The sequence below is a fragment of the Jiella flava genome (assembly GCF_017349315.1).
GTDB classification, from domain to species: Bacteria; Pseudomonadota; Alphaproteobacteria; order Rhizobiales; family Rhizobiaceae; genus Jiella; species Jiella flava.
The window spans coordinates 42,489-56,725 of the sequence record NZ_JAFMPP010000004.1 but is presented as its reverse complement, the minus strand read 5'-3'; the positions used below and the strand labels follow the sequence as shown (position 1 = coordinate 56,725).

Below are 14,237 nucleotides of genomic sequence, written 5' to 3'. Positions count from 1 at the left end.
TCAGCTTTGTTATCGTTTGTGCCCGGTGTCGAGCCGGCGTTCGGTGTAGATCGAATAGCGCGACATCGAGAAGCAGAAGAGCCAATAGATGAAAGCGGCAAAGATCAGGCCCGTCGCCGGCGTCGAGGGGGTGATCCAGTTCGGATCGTTGAAGCCGCGCCGCACCGTGCCGAGCAGGTCGGCCAGGCCGATGATGTAGACGAGGCTGGTGTCCTTGAAGAGCCCGATGAAGGTGTTGACGATCCCCGGGATCACCAGCTTCAACGCCTGCGGCAGGATGATCAGCCGCATCTTTTGCCAATAGGTCAGCGCCATCGCGTCGGCGCCCTCGTATTGGCCCTTCGGAATTGCCTGCAGGCCGCCGCGGATGACCTCCGCCATATAGGCCGCGGAGAACAGCGCGACACCGACGCAGGCTCGCAGCAGCTGATTGAAGGTGACGCCCTCCGGCATGAACAGCGGCAGCATGAAGTTGGCCATGAACAGGACGGTGATCAGCGGCACCCCGCGCCAGAACTCGATGAAGATCACCGAAAGCAGCTTGACCGCCGGCATTTGCGACCGGCGCCCAAGCGCCAGCAAGATACCGAGTGGCAGCGAGGCGGCGATGCCCGACAGCGCGACGACCAGGGTCAGCATCAGACCGCCCCATAGATTGGTCGGGACCGGGCTGAGGCCGAAATCCGTCGACATCAAAAAGACGAACAGAACCACCGCGACGGCGGGGAAGAACATCCGCGCGACATTGCCGCCGCCGCGCCGCGCGGCAAAGCCGGCGAAGATGACGAGGCCCAGCGCAACAAGCGCCGCCACGAAGGAGATGAAGGACAGGATCGAGAAGCGGAAGTCGAGAAACTCGACGGTGCGCGCGTCGACCAGATCGGCGGCGAGGATCGCCAGCAGTGAGACCAACGCCGCGACCACGGCCCCTTTCACCGGCAGGCTATGGAAACCGACCTCGGGCTCGGCCGAGACATCGCTGATGGTGATGCCGGCGGCGATCAGGAACAACAACGCCAGTTCACCCCCGGCAAAGTCGAAGCGGCCGCCGGTCAACAGCACCAGCGTCACCACCGGGAAGACGCCGAAGAGCAGGATGGCGGTCGCCCGCTTGTACGGCAGCTTCGGAATCGCGATGCCCGCGGTCAGAATCACCAGAGCCACCAGGAGGACGTCGACCCGCCAGCGCTCGCCGAACGGATAGATGCCGTAGACGAACTGACCGAATTTTGCCCGGATGAACGCCCAGCAGGCGCCGCCATGGCCGCCGCCTGCGACCAGACAGGCGTCGCGGTTGGAACCGGAGAACACCGCGTCGATCAGCGCCCACTCGACGATGTGCCACACGGTCCAGACGATGAAGACGCCCGCGGCGATGGAGAGGGCGGAATCGACGGGCGTGGCAAAGAGATTGCGCCGGACGGTGCCGAAGGCGCCCACTTCGCTCGGCGGCGGCGGCAGCGCTGCCTTCTGCTCCGTGGCGACATATTGGAAAACCTGTTCTTCCATGTCTCAGGCTCCTCAGCGCTCGACCAGCGCCATCTTGGCATTGAACCAGTTCATGAAGACCGAGACGCTCAGGCTGATCGTCAGATAGACGATCATCCAGATACAGACGACCTCGATCGACTGGCCGGACTGATTGAGCACCGTCGAGCCCACCGCGACGAGCTCCGGATAGCCGACGGCGAGGCCGAGGGAGGAGTTCTTGGTCAGGTTCAGATACTGGCTGGTCAGCGGCGGAATGATCACCCGCAAGGCCTGGGGCACCACGACGAGACGCAGCGACTGGCTACGGCTGAGCCCGAGGGCCGAGGCGGCTTCGTTCTGACCTTTCGACACCGACAAAATGCCGGCGCGCACGATCTCGGCGATAAAGGCGCCGGTATAAATCGACAACGCCAGCCACAGGGCGATGAATTCCGGATGGACGTTGAAGCCGCCGCGCAGATTGAAGCGCCCCGGTTCGGGGAAATCGAAGGTCGCCGGCAAGCCGGTGACGATGAAGGTGAGAAGCGGCAGGCCGACAAGCAGGGCGATGGCGGTCCACAGCAGCGGCTTGCGCTCGCCGGTGGCGAGCTGATGCCGCTTATTGCGCCGGGCGATCACGATCAAGGCGACGACACCGACCGCAAAAGCGACCAGCGAGGCATAAGCGAGCGCGCCGAAGATCAGGCCCGGCGTCTGCAGACCGCGGTTGGTGAGATACAGCCCGAAGATGTTCGGCTGCAGGCCGCGTGGGCTGCCGAGCACCGAGATCACGCCGAAATACCAGAACAAGATGACCAGAAGTGGCGGAATATTGCGGAAGGTCTCGACATAGACCGTCGCCAGCGTGCGGACGAGGAAGTTGCCCGACAGCCGGGCGATGCCGACCAGAAAGCCGAGGATGGTGGCGAAAACGATGCCGGCGGCCGAGATGATCAGCGTGTTGACCGCACCGACGACCATCGCGTGGCCATAGGTGGCGTTCGAATCGTAAGGAATCGGGGTGATCGCGATGTCGAAGCCGGCGCGGGACCACAAAAAGCCGAAGCCGGAGGCGATATTGGCCGCGGCGAGGTTGCGCGCGGTGTTGTCGACGATCCACCAGCCGAATCCGACCAAAAAGACAATCAAAGCGACCTGAATGACGATGCTACGCACCGTCGGATTCGTCAGAAGCGACCCGGCCGAGCGCGAGGGGGCCGCTTGTGTGTCGGCGCTCATGGCGACGAACTCCTATGACGAGTGAACGGATGACGGGCCGACCATGTCAGACCCCATCCACAGTGCTGCGATCAATCGGCACCGCCGACGAGGCGACGGACGAGCAAGGGGACGTCAGATCCGCCCGCCTTTCGACGAAACGCCTGCCGCGTAAGGTCTTGGGATGACGGGCGCCCTTCAGACAAGGACGCCCGCAGCTCGTCGCACCAGCCGGCGCTTAGCGGATCGGCATGCCGTACTGCAGACCACCGTCGGTCCACAGGGCGTTCTGGCCGCGCTGGATCTTCAGCGGCGTGTTGACGCCGATATTGCGCTCGAAGATCTCGCCATAGTTGCCGACGGCCTTGATGACGTTCACCGCCCAGTCCTTTGACAGGCCGATCGACTCACCAAAGTTCTTATCCTCGCCGAGAAGACGCCGGATTTCCGGATTGTTCGACTTCATCATCTCGTCGACATTTTCCTTGGTGACGCCGAGCTCCTCTGCGTCAAGAAGGGCGAAATGCGTCCATTTGACGATGTTGAACCACTGATCGTCGCCTTGGCGCACGACCGGGCCGAGCGGCTCCTTGGAGATGATCTCCGGGAGGATGACGTTGTCGTCCGGGTTCTTCATTTCGAGGCGCGAGGCTGCCAGACCGGAGGCGTCGGTGGTCAGCACGTCGCAGCGGCCGGAGTCGTAGGCCGAGTTCACGTCCGACTGGGCTTCGATGACGACCGGCTTGTAGTCCATCTTGTTGGTGCGGAAGTAGTCCGCCAGGTTCAGTTCGGTGGTGGTGCCGGACTGCACGCAGACCGACGCGCCGGACAGCTCCAGAGCCGAGTTCACACCCAGCTCCTTCTTCACCATGAAGCCCTGACCGTCATAGTAGTTCACGCCGGCAAAGTTCAGGCCGAGCGTGGTGTCGCGGTCCATCGTCCAGGTGGTGTTGCGCGCCAACATGTCGATTTCGTTGTTCTGCAGCGCCGGGAAGCGCTGGACAGCCGACAGCGGCGTATACTGCACCTTGGACGGATCGCCGAAGATCGCGGCGGCGACGGCTTTACAGTAGTCGACGTCGAGTCCCTGCCACTCGCCTTTGTCGTTCTGGGAAGCAAATCCCGGAAGCCCGGTGTTGACGCCGCACTTGAGTTGGCCGCGAGCCTTCACGGTCTGAAGCGTCGTGTCTGCCGAGGCCGCGCCGCTGGCGAGCCCCACGATCGCGAGGCCGAGCAAGGCGGTCAGAAGCTTGGATTTCATCAGGAAGCCTTCCCCATCTGGGTTATCGTTTTAGGTTTGCTGACGCCGTGTTCTTCCAGCGCAGCGGCGCGGTGCCGTTTGAACGGCCGGGCACCGTCGCAACCAAGGCAATTCCATGACAAAATTTTAGCCGGGTCAAGCTGGAGTCCATTTCCTCCAAGTCGAAATGCCCGTAGTTCACCACCGTTGCAGACGAACCGAACAGAAAGCCGAAGAGTTGACCAACGCGCGATCAAAAAACCGGCAGATGGGCCCCAATACCCTTTTGGCTCATGGGCCCTACGACCCTCACAGCCTGCACGGGTTCGTCAATCCGCCCGTGATTCATGCCTCAACGGTGTTGTTCGAGAGCACCGATGCCATGCGTCATCGAAAGTCCCTGCCTTATACTTATGGACTACGCGGCACCCCCACGACGAAGGCGCTGGAAGACGCGTTAAGTGAACTCGAAGGAGCGGATGAGACTATTCTCGTCCCATCCGGTCTCGCCGCGATCACGGTTCCGCTACTCGCCTTCCTCGGCGCCGGCGATCATTGCCTGGTGGTCGATTCCGTCTACACGCCGACCCGCCAATTTTGTAACGGCACCTTGCGGCGGATGGGCGTCGAGATCGCGTATTTCGATCCTCATATCGGCGCCGGCATTGCCGATCTGATGAAGCCGAACACCAAGGTGGTGTTCCTTGAGGCGCCCGGCTCTAACACTTTCGAGATGATGGATGTCGCCGCTGTCTGCGCCGCCGCCCGTGCCGGCGGCGCTGTGACCATGCTCGACAACACCTGGGCGACGCCGCTCTATTTCCGGCCGATCGCACATGGCGTCGACCTGTCGATCCATGCGCTGACGAAATATCCGGGCGGCCATTCCGATCTGATGATGGGCAGCGTCTCAGCGACCGCCGCGACGGCCGCCCAGCTGCGCGAGACGCAAATGCAGATCGGCCTCAATGCGGCGCCGGACGACGTCTATCTGGTGCTGCGCGGCTTGAAGACGATGGGCGTGCGGCTGGAGCGGCACCAGGCTTCGGCGCTGGAATTGGCGCGGTGGCTGGAGAGGCGCGAGGATGTCGCCGAGGTCCGCCACCCGGCGCTGCCCTCCTTCTTCGATCACGCCCTCTACGCCCGCCAGTTCTCCGGCTGCTCGGGGCTGTTTTCCTTCCTGCTGCCGGGCGGCTTCAAGCAAGCGGCGACCTTCCTCGACGCGCTGGAGTTGATCGGTCTCGGCTACTCCTGGGGCGGCCATGAGAGCCTTGCCGTCGCCGTCGACCTTTCCGACCGCACTGTCGCCAAGGGACCGAAGGACGGCACCTTCATCCGACTGCAGGTTGGGCTTGAAGACGTCGCCGATCTGAAAGCCGATCTCGAAGCCGGCTTTGCCGCCCTGGCCGCGACGGCCGGCACCGCCGGCTGAGCCCCAAACGCGGCGGCTGGAGCATGATGCCGAAACGTTGCAGGACGTTTCGGCCCCTTCATGCGGCAAGACAACGACTTCGAGCGCAAGGGCAATCCCGGATCATCACAGTCCGCTGTCAGCGGGTCCCAAGAGCGATCGCCGATCATGCGCAGAGCCCGCGGGCCGGCCGCTCACGCCTTGGTTAGGCCCTATTGCAGCCCCAGGAACCCTTCCCAACATATGCCGTTAGAACCACCGGCAAACGACCGGCGTAAACCTAAAAACACCGGTCAACCGGCGAGACGTCGAAGGGCGTACGTTCCAAGAGAGGAAGCCACATCACGATGGCCAGCATCATCCGTTCAATCCGCGCTTTAAGCCGCCGCGCGCTGATCGCCGCCGCTTGCGCCGCCATGCTTGTGCCGGTCGGCCTTTCCGCCGCCAAGGCGCAGGAAAGCTCCGGCGCGGTCGCCCAGCGGATCGCCGATCATTTCGCCAGCATCCAGGCGATGTATGGCGACTTCGTACAGTTCGACCCGAATGGCCGCCAGCAGGAAGGCAAGTTCTACATCGAGCGGCCGGGCAAGGTGCGCTTCGACTATGCCAACTCGCCGCTGCGGGTGATTGCCGACGGCTCCAACGTCGCGATCAACAACAAGAAGCTGAACACCTGGGAGACCTATCCGCTCTCCCAGACACCTATGAAGCTGCTTTTGTCGCGACGCATCGACCTGTCGCAGGCGAACATTCAAAGCGTCAAGGTCGATCCCGACCTCGTCACCATCGTCATGGGCGACCGCTCGATCTTCGGCAATTCGCGGATCACCATGATGTTCGATGCCAAGACCGACGACCTGAAGCAGTGGATCATCCGCGACAAGCAGGGCAAAGACACCTCGGTGATGATCTATAACGTCAAGACCGGCGGAAACATTCAGGATTCGGCCTTCAAGATCCCCTACACGGCGATTTCGCAAGGTCAGACCGGCAACCGCTGAGGGACGCTCAGAGAAATCGCTTGAAGGCCGCGCGTCGGCGGCCGATTGCAGCTTATGATTCGGGACTTTTCACCGACGAGTCGTGTGGCACGCCACACGGCCCGTTTTCCATGTTCATGCATTGATCAGGAAGCACGCGCGGCCGCTCCTTCCCGCTTTTCCAGCCCGCCCTTTGGCCGACAAGAGTCGTCCCCGTTGACCGCGGGCGTTCCACCGCGAGGGTCGTCAAGATAGTTAAAAATCAATTGCTTACAAGAACTCTTCGTTAACTTGTAGAGAGCTTTACCCGCAACCTCAAACGTTTAACGACGCTTGTCTTCCCGTCCGGGCTGTTAAGGCCTCGCCACAAAGTTGTTCGCACGAGGTCCCGAACCGACGCGACGGCCATGGCGAAGACTTCCCGCACCGTCTCTGCATCTCACGCACTCGGTGCATTCGCCCGTTTTTAAGTTGGAGGACTCGACATGCAAGCGAAAGTTGGTTTCAGCAGTGCACCTCTCATCGCCATCGGCTTAGTTCTCAGCCTCGCCACGCCGACGCTCTCGCAGGTCAGCGCCGGCGTCGGCGCATCTGTCGGCGGCGGCAGCGGCGTCAATGCCGGCGGCGGCGCGTCAATCGGTGGCGACAGCGGCGTCAATGCCGGCGTCGGCGCGTCAATAGGTGGCGGCAGCGGCGCCGACACGGGCGTTGGCGCCTCCATCGGCGGTACTGGCCAAACCACCACCGGCACGACGACGACGAGCGCGGGCGCCCCCGGCCTCAACGCCCAGCAGCAGCAATATTACAACGCCGTCCAAAACATGTCGTCGTCCGAGCGTATCGCTACCGTCAAGCGCTGCCGCGCCATCATGGCGAACCCCGGATCCTACGGCGATGATCTGGTGGCACTCTGCCAAGTGGTCGCGAAAGTCGCCAGCCGATAATGGCATGGCGACCCTTAGCTGCGACAGGGCGCGATGCGGCGCCCTGTCGGTTTGACGTATCCCGTGGACGGATCAGCGCCAGCCGTTACCTGCATCCCATTCCACTGTCGTCGCCGCGCGCGCGGACCTTAATGATCGCGATAATTTGCCCCCCCCCAGAGACAAGCAACACCCGCAGGCGGATGATGACACAACCAGCGACAGGTTGACGCAGATCGGAGCGTCTGGCAAAGGCCCGAACCTGCATCATCAATGCGACTTAAAATTCCTTGTCGAATCGTTCGAGAACAATCCGAAGCGTCGGCTCTTGCCGCGGCGAGCGCTGCACTGTGGCTTGCCCCACTGCAGCTCGCGCCACTCGACGGGCGCGCCCGCCACGCGGCGCTGGGCCGTCTTCCGACAGAACAACCTGCGGCGCAAATAGGCGTTCGCGTCTAGCGTTTACACGACGCGTCAAGCTCAATCAGGGCCCTTACCATTTGGCCCTCTATCGGCGCGGCGCCGTTCCATCTCGTCCCTCCACATCGTCCGAATTATTCGTGCGATCAATCTCTCAAGGCCGCTGGAGGCCCATCTTGCACATCATCGGCATTCTCCCGCTCGCGGCACTTCTCGCTGGAATAATGATCCTGGTCGCCCCGCGCCTGCTCAACATCATCGTCGCGATCTACCTGATCTTCATCGGGCTCGCCGGCCTGTTCCCGCACTTCTTCAACCGTTTGGCGGGAGCCTGACCATGAAATCGAAACCCCATATCCTCATCCTCGGTGGTGGAGCGGGAGGAGCGGAACTCGCGGCCCGACTCGGCGGCCGCAAGGACTGCGCCGTAACGCTCGTCGATCGCCAACCGGCGCATCTTTGGAAGCCTCGCCTACACGAATTTGCCGCCGGTACAATCGATTCGACCCTGTCCGAACTGAGTTACTACATGCTCGCCCGGATGCGCGGCTTTCACTTCGAACAAGGCAAGGTGGAAACGATCGACGTCGCCACCCAAAGCGTCCGCCTCTCCGGCCCCCATGCGCCGGGCGGTCACAGTGCCGCTCCGCGTGAACTCACCTACGATCGTCTGGTCGTGGCGCTCGGCGGCCAGACCCCGGATTTCGGTACCAAAGGCGTTGACGCCTATGCTGTGCGTCTCGACGAACGCGCCGATGCCGATCGCTTTCGCGCTCGATTCGTCGCCGAGATGATCACCGCTCGCCAGCGCGGCCGGCCGGCCGCGGTGGTGATCGTCGGCTCCGGCGCGACGGGAACGGAACTTGCCGCCCATCTGCGCCAGGTCGAGAGCGGCTTTTTCCGCAACCCCGGCGAACGACCGACCGACATCTTGCGCATCCTGCTGGTCGAAGCAGCCCCGGACTTGATGCCGGGAGCCGACGACCGCTTGCGCCAGAGCATCAAATCCCGGCTCGATGCGCTCGATGTCGAAACGTTGACGAACACGAAGATCGCTGAGATCGGCCCGGACGGCGTCATCGCCGCCGACGGCACCCGCTACCCGGCCGATATCAGCGTCTGGGCTGCAGGGCTGGTCGGCAACCCGTGCCTCAAAAATCTCGCCGAATTCAACTTCGACAACAGGGGCCGCATTATCGTCGACAGCCGGCTTCGCACCAGCCTTTCCCCGCAAATTTTGGCCATTGGCGACGCCGCCTGCTTCACCCCGGATGGCGCGAAGGCAGCCTTGCTGCCGACGGCCCAATGCGCCAGCCAGCAGGCGATCTATCTGGCCTCGGCGATTCCGAAGATGCTCGCCGGCAAAGAGCCGCCGCCCTTCGTCTTTGACGACCGCGGCCGACTGGTGTCCCTCGCAAGGGCCGGATCGGTCGGTCAGATCGGATTTGGCCGAAAGAACGATTTTCTGGTGAAAGGCAAATTCGCCAACGCTGCCTATAAGAGCCTGCAGCGGCGCCATCAATGGACACTGCTCGGCCGCTTGCGCGGCGGCGTCGCGATCTTCGCCGACTTCATTTCGCCGGCCAAAGGGGCGCAGTTGAAGCTGCATCGCTGACGATTGGCCGGCTGTTCAAAATGCCGAGAGCGAGCGATGCGGCAGATTGTTACCGCACTGCGTCCGATCGGATAAAGTGCAACGACGTCAACACCTTGCGCTACGGTCGCCCATCGGCCGAATTGCATGCATTTCCCTAACGCGGCCTTAATCTTAAGGCCGTCTTAACCCCGATTGGTTATCGATTCTGCAGGTTTGGGAGAGCCTGCCCGCGCTTTGGCGGGAGGCGTTTTCAACAAGACGTGGCAGGTCGGGCGATGGCGTACATAGCGGTCAACGAAGAACAAACGTCCCTTTTTCGGCGCGGCATCGAGGTCGGCGGAGCCTTGGCGCTTTTGCTCGTGGCCGGTTATCTCGGCCTGGCCTGCGCGACGTGGACGGTGACGGATCCTTCGCTCAGCCAATCCAATCAGAACATGATCGAAAACGCCGCCGGGGCGAATGGAGCGATCATCGCCGATCTGATGATGCAGATCTTCGGCATCGGTGCGACGCTGGTGATCGCGCTGCCGCTGATCTGGTCGCTGCGGCTTCTCAGCGGCCGGAAGGTCGACTTCATCTGGAAGCGCGGCTGGTATGCCGTCGGCGGGGTCGTGCTTGCCTGTGCCGCGCTCAGCTGTTTCACCGCGCCGGCAAGCTGGCCGCTGCCGATCGGAATCGGCGGCGTTGCAGGCGATCTTCTGCTCAAGCTGCCGGCTGGCATCTTCGGCGGCTATCCGAGCGGCGTCTGGGCGATCCCGCTTGCTCTCGCGCTCGGCCTGCCGGCCGCTTGGCTCTATCTCAACGGCGCGGCCTTGATCGGCCGCTACCCGGAAAAACCGGCCAAGACCGCCGTCGATCTCGATGAGGACGGCGCCGAGGGCAAGCTTGCCCTTCTCGTCGGTGCGGCCGCTCATATGCTGTATTCAGCCAAGGCAGCCTGGCAGCGCCACGCGCAGGAGCGGCGCCAGCAGCGCGACCCCGACTTCGCCGATCGCTTCAACGATTGGCGCGACGAGGACGCGGACGACTTCGCGCCGCCGCAGCCCACGATGGTGCCCCGCGACGGCCGCGCGATCCGGGTCGCGATGCCGGCCAATGACGGGCACGGCTATGTCGATGCGACCGACTGGCCAGAGGAAGAGGACGACGGCACAGGCGACATGCCGGCCGATTGGGAACGCGAATTCGTGCCCTATGATCAGCCAGAGGCCGGCGCCTACGCGGCGCATGACAGCGATTTCGACCCGACGCCGCCGATCGACGACGACGCAATGTCGCTGAGCCCGGACGACCGGGTAACCGGCCGCGGCCAACCCCAGGATGGAGAAGGCGGCTGGCGCAATTTCCTCTCCGGCAACATCGTCGCCTTTCCCGGACGACGCGCGAACCAGCGCAAGGAGGCCCGCCGGGCCGAGCCGGCGATGGAGCCGAACCGCCCGCAGCCGGCGGCCCCGCAGGCGCCGACCGCCAACGCTGCGGGCGCTGGCGAAGACACGCGCGTCGTGCCCCAGCGCACTGTCACCGCCGACCAGCAACGGCTGCGCAGCGGCTCCGGCCGCGCGGTGGCGATGAAGCCCCAGCCGATGACGGTTGCCGACTCCGCCACCTTCGAGCTGCCGTCGATCGAGTTTCTCTCGCCGCCGAAGGCCACGGGCCGCGATTCGACCATGTCGGCCGAAGCGCTGCAGGAGAACGCCCGCATCCTCGAAGGCGTGCTCGAAGACTTCGGGGTCAAGGGCGAGATCATCGAGGTGCGCCCCGGCCCGGTCGTCACGCTCTACGAGTTGGAGCCGGCCCCCGGCATCAAATCCTCCCGCGTCATCGGCCTCGCCGACGACATCGCCCGCTCGATGTCGGCGATCGCCGCCCGCGTCGCGGTCATTCCCGGCAAGAACGCCATCGGCATCGAACTGCCGAACCAGCGGCGCGAGACGGTCTATTATCGCGAGATGATCGCCTCGGAGGCGTTTGCCCAGAACAAGGGCAAGCTGCCGCTCTGTCTCGGCAAGACCATCGGCGGCGAGGCGGTGATTGCCGATCTCGCCAAGATGCCGCATCTGCTCGTCGCCGGCACCACCGGTTCGGGCAAGTCGGTGTCGATCAACACCATGATCCTGTCGCTGCTCTACCGCTTCACCCCGGCCGAGTGCCGGCTGATCATGATCGATCCGAAGATGCTCGAACTGTCGATCTATGACGGCATCCCGCATCTCCTCTCGCCCGTCGTCACCGATCCGAAAAAGGCCGTCGTCGCGCTGAAATGGACGGTGCGCGAGATGGAGGATCGCTATCGCAAGATGTCGAAAGTCGGCGTGCGCAACATCGACGGCTTCAACTCGCGGGTCCGCCAGGCGATGGAGCGCGGCGAGACGATGTCGCGCACGGTTCAGACCGGCTTCGATCGGGAGACCGGCGAGCCGATCTTCGAGACCGAAGAGTTCGACCTCGAGCCGTTGCCCTACATCGTCGTCATCATCGACGAGATGGCCGACCTGATGATGGTCGCCGGCAAAGACATCGAAGGGGCCGTCCAGCGCCTCGCCCAGATGGCCCGCGCCGCCGGCATCCACGTCATCATGGCGACCCAGCGCCCCTCGGTCGACGTCATCACCGGCACGATCAAGGCGAACTTCCCGACCCGCATCTCCTTCCAGGTGACGTCGAAGATCGATTCGCGCACCATCCTCGGCGAACAGGGCGCCGAGCAGTTGCTCGGCATGGGCGACATGCTGTTCATGGCCGGCGGCGGCCGCATCCAGCGTGTCCACGGCCCCTTCGTCGACGATCCGGAAGTCGAAAAGATCGTCAATCACCTGAAGTCCCAGGGCGTGCCGGACTATCTCGACGCGATCCTCGAAGACGAGGATGAAGACGGCGGCGAAGCGGCCGGAGGCGGTGGCGCGGGCAACGCCAGCGGCGGCGGCGACGATTCCGCCGACCCTTACGATCAGGCGGTGGCGGTGGTGCTGAGAGATGGAAAGGCCTCGACCTCCTATATCCAGCGCCGGCTCGGCATCGGCTACAACCGGGCCGCCTCGATCATCGAGCGGATGGAAGACGAAGGCATCGTCGGGCCCGCAAACCATGCCGGCAAGCGCGAGATCCTGGTGCCGACCGAACAGGAAATGTGAGGCCTGACGCGAGTCCGAAGTGCCGCCCGCGTTTCCCCTCACCCGACAAATCGCGAACGCCCGCCTGGCATTGTGGCCAGGCGGGCGTTCGTCGTTTTCTGCGCGCACAGACCTGATCGGTCACCGCCCCCAGACGGTGTTGGGCCCCGCATGCCATGGGCGAGACATCTCCAAACATAATCCGGAAAAATAAGCGACACGAAACACTCAGATCTTGCGTTCATTGCGGACGATGCTTCTGATTGAGACTTCTCAAACCGAGAGTCTGCATGCAGCGAAGTGACGAAAGGAAAAATGCGATGGGCGAGCGCCAGACTGTTCTCGTCGCTTGGCTAGCGATTCTCGCGGTCTGGCTGTTGCCCGTCGCCGCGCGGGCGGCAACCCAGCAATTCGGGGTGTTCTCGGTCGACGACGCCGCCCCCGGCGTGATCACGATGAAAGGTCCGATCGGCACCGGCACGGCGCTGAATTTTCGCCGCGCCCTCGAAGCCACAGCAGAGCCGAGGCTGCTGGTGCTCGACAGTCCCGGCGGCCTCGTCGCGATCGGCCTTTTGATTGCCGACGACGTCTATGAGCACAAGCTCTCGACATTCGTCCCTACCGGCGCCGGCTGTTATTCGGCCTGCGCTTTCATCTTTTTTGCGGGCAACGAGCGGCAGGTGGATGGCGAGCTTGGCGTTCACCAGATCTTCTCCGACAGCAACGATCTCGTCAGTGCGCAGATTTCGATCTCCGACATTCTTGATCTTCTCGGGCGGTTCAAGACGCCAACCGGTGTGCTGACAACGATGTTCAAGACGCCGCCGGATGAGATGCATATCTTCACTCCCGACGAAATTGCCCGCTACGGCATCAATCGGCATCCAGGCAACAGCCCGACAAGCGCCTCATCGGCACCGTCAACCCCGCTTGCGCCATCCGCCGAGCCCGCCCCCGCCGACCGCGTCGCCGCAGCCGAAACGAGCGCCGTTAAGCCCTCCGTTGCCGCCGAAGCGCCGCGCTCCGCCCTGCAATCCTATATCAGCCGACCGACCCGTCTTGCGCTGTTTATCGGCCTCGACTTTTTCGGCGCCGACATCGCCGCCAGCCGGGCCAGCGATGCGGCGGCCTGCGCCGGCCAATGCCTCGCGATGGCCGGCAGCTGCCGCGCCTTCACCTACAATACCGATCAGCGAATCACCCGCGGACCCAACTGCTTCCTGAAGTCGAAAAGGGGTATCAGTGACGGCAACATGGTCGCGATCTCGGGCGAATTGCTGACCGCCGCCGACCCCGATCCCGCCCCCTTCAACACGGGGGTGATCGACCCTGTCGCCGGCGTTTTGGAGGATATCGATCTGCCAGGTGGCGACCTCGCGCGCGCCCCAGACCGGCAAGCCCAAAGCCGCGGTCAGTGCCGACTCGACTGCGTCACCCAAGATCGCTGTGTGGCCTTCACCTTCGTCAAACCGAAACACGAATGCTGGCTGAAGGGCACGGTTGGTACGCCGCGTTTGCGAAGCGGGATGGTGAGCGGCGTGAAGACGATCACGACCTTCAACGTCGCCAAGATCATTCCGCTCCAGTAGCGCGTGTCCAGGAGCCCAGGCTTTGCGCGACAAATAGGTGTTGAGGGTGGGTCGAACCCAAAGGCCGTACGGTCTTCGGCGCGCTCGGCAGCATCGGCAGGTTATCCTGCGTTCGGCTGAGTGACGCCGATCCTGGCTTTGTCCCAATCTGTCACAATAGCGCGGCATGGGCGGCGATTTCACGCATCCGACGGATGGCTGGGTTGCTCCGTGGCTTCAAGTGCTTAGTTTAGATCCAATCCAATTCCAAACATTCCGTCATATGCACAGGCGCCATTT

Annotated in this window: 10 protein-coding genes; 7 read left to right on the top strand and 3 right to left on the bottom strand. The window is 63.3% G+C overall.

The window, feature by feature from the left end; genetic code table 11:
- Window positions 1-9: 9 nt before the first annotated feature.
- The 3 genes from J1C48_RS06385 to J1C48_RS06375 all read right to left on the bottom strand — a co-directional run bounded on the left by J1C48_RS06385 (window position 10) and on the right by J1C48_RS06375 (window position 3,949).
- Window positions 10-1,509, bottom strand: a complete 1,500-nt coding sequence (locus tag J1C48_RS06385) for an amino acid ABC transporter permease (protein ID WP_207256971.1) — start codon at window positions 1,507-1,509, stop codon at window positions 10-12.
- A 12-nt stretch (window positions 1,510-1,521) separates the two neighbouring features.
- The gene (locus tag J1C48_RS06380; protein ID WP_207256970.1) at window positions 1,522-2,709 is read right to left on the bottom strand and encodes an amino acid ABC transporter permease; all 1,188 of its coding nucleotides are present in this window, start codon (window positions 2,707-2,709) and stop codon (window positions 1,522-1,524) included.
- A gap of 217 nt (window positions 2,710-2,926) precedes the next feature.
- A complete protein-coding gene (locus tag J1C48_RS06375) occupies window positions 2,927-3,949 on the bottom strand; it encodes an amino acid ABC transporter substrate-binding protein (protein ID WP_207256969.1) in 1,023 nt (340 codons plus the stop codon).
- 247 nt (window positions 3,950-4,196) lie between these two features.
- Here J1C48_RS06375 and metC point away from each other — a divergent pair, with 247 nt between their 5' ends.
- The 7 genes from metC to J1C48_RS06340 all read left to right on the top strand — a co-directional run bounded on the left by metC (window position 4,197) and on the right by J1C48_RS06340 (window position 13,958).
- Window positions 4,197-5,360, top strand: a complete 1,164-nt coding sequence (metC, locus tag J1C48_RS06370) for a cystathionine beta-lyase (RefSeq protein ID WP_231081644.1) — start codon at window positions 4,197-4,199, stop codon at window positions 5,358-5,360.
- Between the two features lie 326 nt (window positions 5,361-5,686).
- Entirely contained in the window at window positions 5,687-6,340 is a 654-nt protein-coding gene (locus J1C48_RS06365; RefSeq protein ID WP_207256967.1) for an outer-membrane lipoprotein carrier protein LolA, read from the top strand.
- A gap of 464 nt (window positions 6,341-6,804) precedes the next feature.
- On the top strand, window positions 6,805-7,263 hold the full coding sequence (locus J1C48_RS06360) for a hypothetical protein (RefSeq protein WP_207256966.1): 459 nt from the start codon (window positions 6,805-6,807) through the stop codon (window positions 7,261-7,263).
- A gap of 575 nt (window positions 7,264-7,838) precedes the next feature.
- The gene (locus J1C48_RS06355; protein ID WP_207256965.1) at window positions 7,839-7,997 is read left to right on the top strand and encodes a DUF3096 domain-containing protein; all 159 of its coding nucleotides are present in this window, start codon (window positions 7,839-7,841) and stop codon (window positions 7,995-7,997) included.
- Window positions 7,998-7,999: 2 nt separating this feature from the next.
- Window positions 8,000-9,277: an NAD(P)/FAD-dependent oxidoreductase gene (locus tag J1C48_RS06350; RefSeq protein ID WP_207256964.1), complete on the top strand. Its 1,278-nt coding sequence runs from the start codon at window positions 8,000-8,002 to the stop codon at window positions 9,275-9,277.
- Window positions 9,278-9,534: 257 nt separating this feature from the next.
- Entirely contained in the window at window positions 9,535-12,390 is a 2,856-nt protein-coding gene (locus tag J1C48_RS06345) for an FtsK/SpoIIIE family DNA translocase (RefSeq protein ID WP_207256963.1), read from the top strand.
- A gap of 299 nt (window positions 12,391-12,689) precedes the next feature.
- The gene (locus J1C48_RS06340; protein ID WP_231081645.1) at window positions 12,690-13,958 is read left to right on the top strand and encodes a PAN domain-containing protein; all 1,269 of its coding nucleotides are present in this window, start codon (window positions 12,690-12,692) and stop codon (window positions 13,956-13,958) included.
- Window positions 13,959-14,237: the final 279 nt, after the last annotated feature.

Bases quoted from the DNA above. Each gene is read 5' to 3' on its own strand.
- J1C48_RS06385 (WP_207256971.1), bottom strand. From the start codon at position 1,509: ATGGAAGAACAGGTTTTCCAATATGTCGCCACGGAGCAGAAGGCAGCG.
- J1C48_RS06380 (WP_207256970.1), bottom strand. From the start codon at position 2,709: ATGAGCGCCGACACACAAGCGGCCCCCTCGCGCTCGGCCGGGTCGCTT.
- J1C48_RS06375 (WP_207256969.1), bottom strand. From the start codon at position 3,949: ATGAAATCCAAGCTTCTGACCGCCTTGCTCGGCCTCGCGATCGTGGGG.
- metC (WP_231081644.1), top strand. From the start codon at position 4,197: ATGGGCCCCAATACCCTTTTGGCTCATGGGCCCTACGACCCTCACAGC.
- J1C48_RS06365 (WP_207256967.1), top strand. From the start codon at position 5,687: ATGGCCAGCATCATCCGTTCAATCCGCGCTTTAAGCCGCCGCGCGCTG.
- J1C48_RS06360 (WP_207256966.1), top strand. From the start codon at position 6,805: ATGCAAGCGAAAGTTGGTTTCAGCAGTGCACCTCTCATCGCCATCGGC.
- J1C48_RS06350 (WP_207256964.1), top strand. From the start codon at position 8,000: ATGAAATCGAAACCCCATATCCTCATCCTCGGTGGTGGAGCGGGAGGA.
- J1C48_RS06345 (WP_207256963.1), top strand. From the start codon at position 9,535: ATGGCGTACATAGCGGTCAACGAAGAACAAACGTCCCTTTTTCGGCGC.
- J1C48_RS06340 (WP_231081645.1), top strand. From the start codon at position 12,690: ATGGGCGAGCGCCAGACTGTTCTCGTCGCTTGGCTAGCGATTCTCGCG.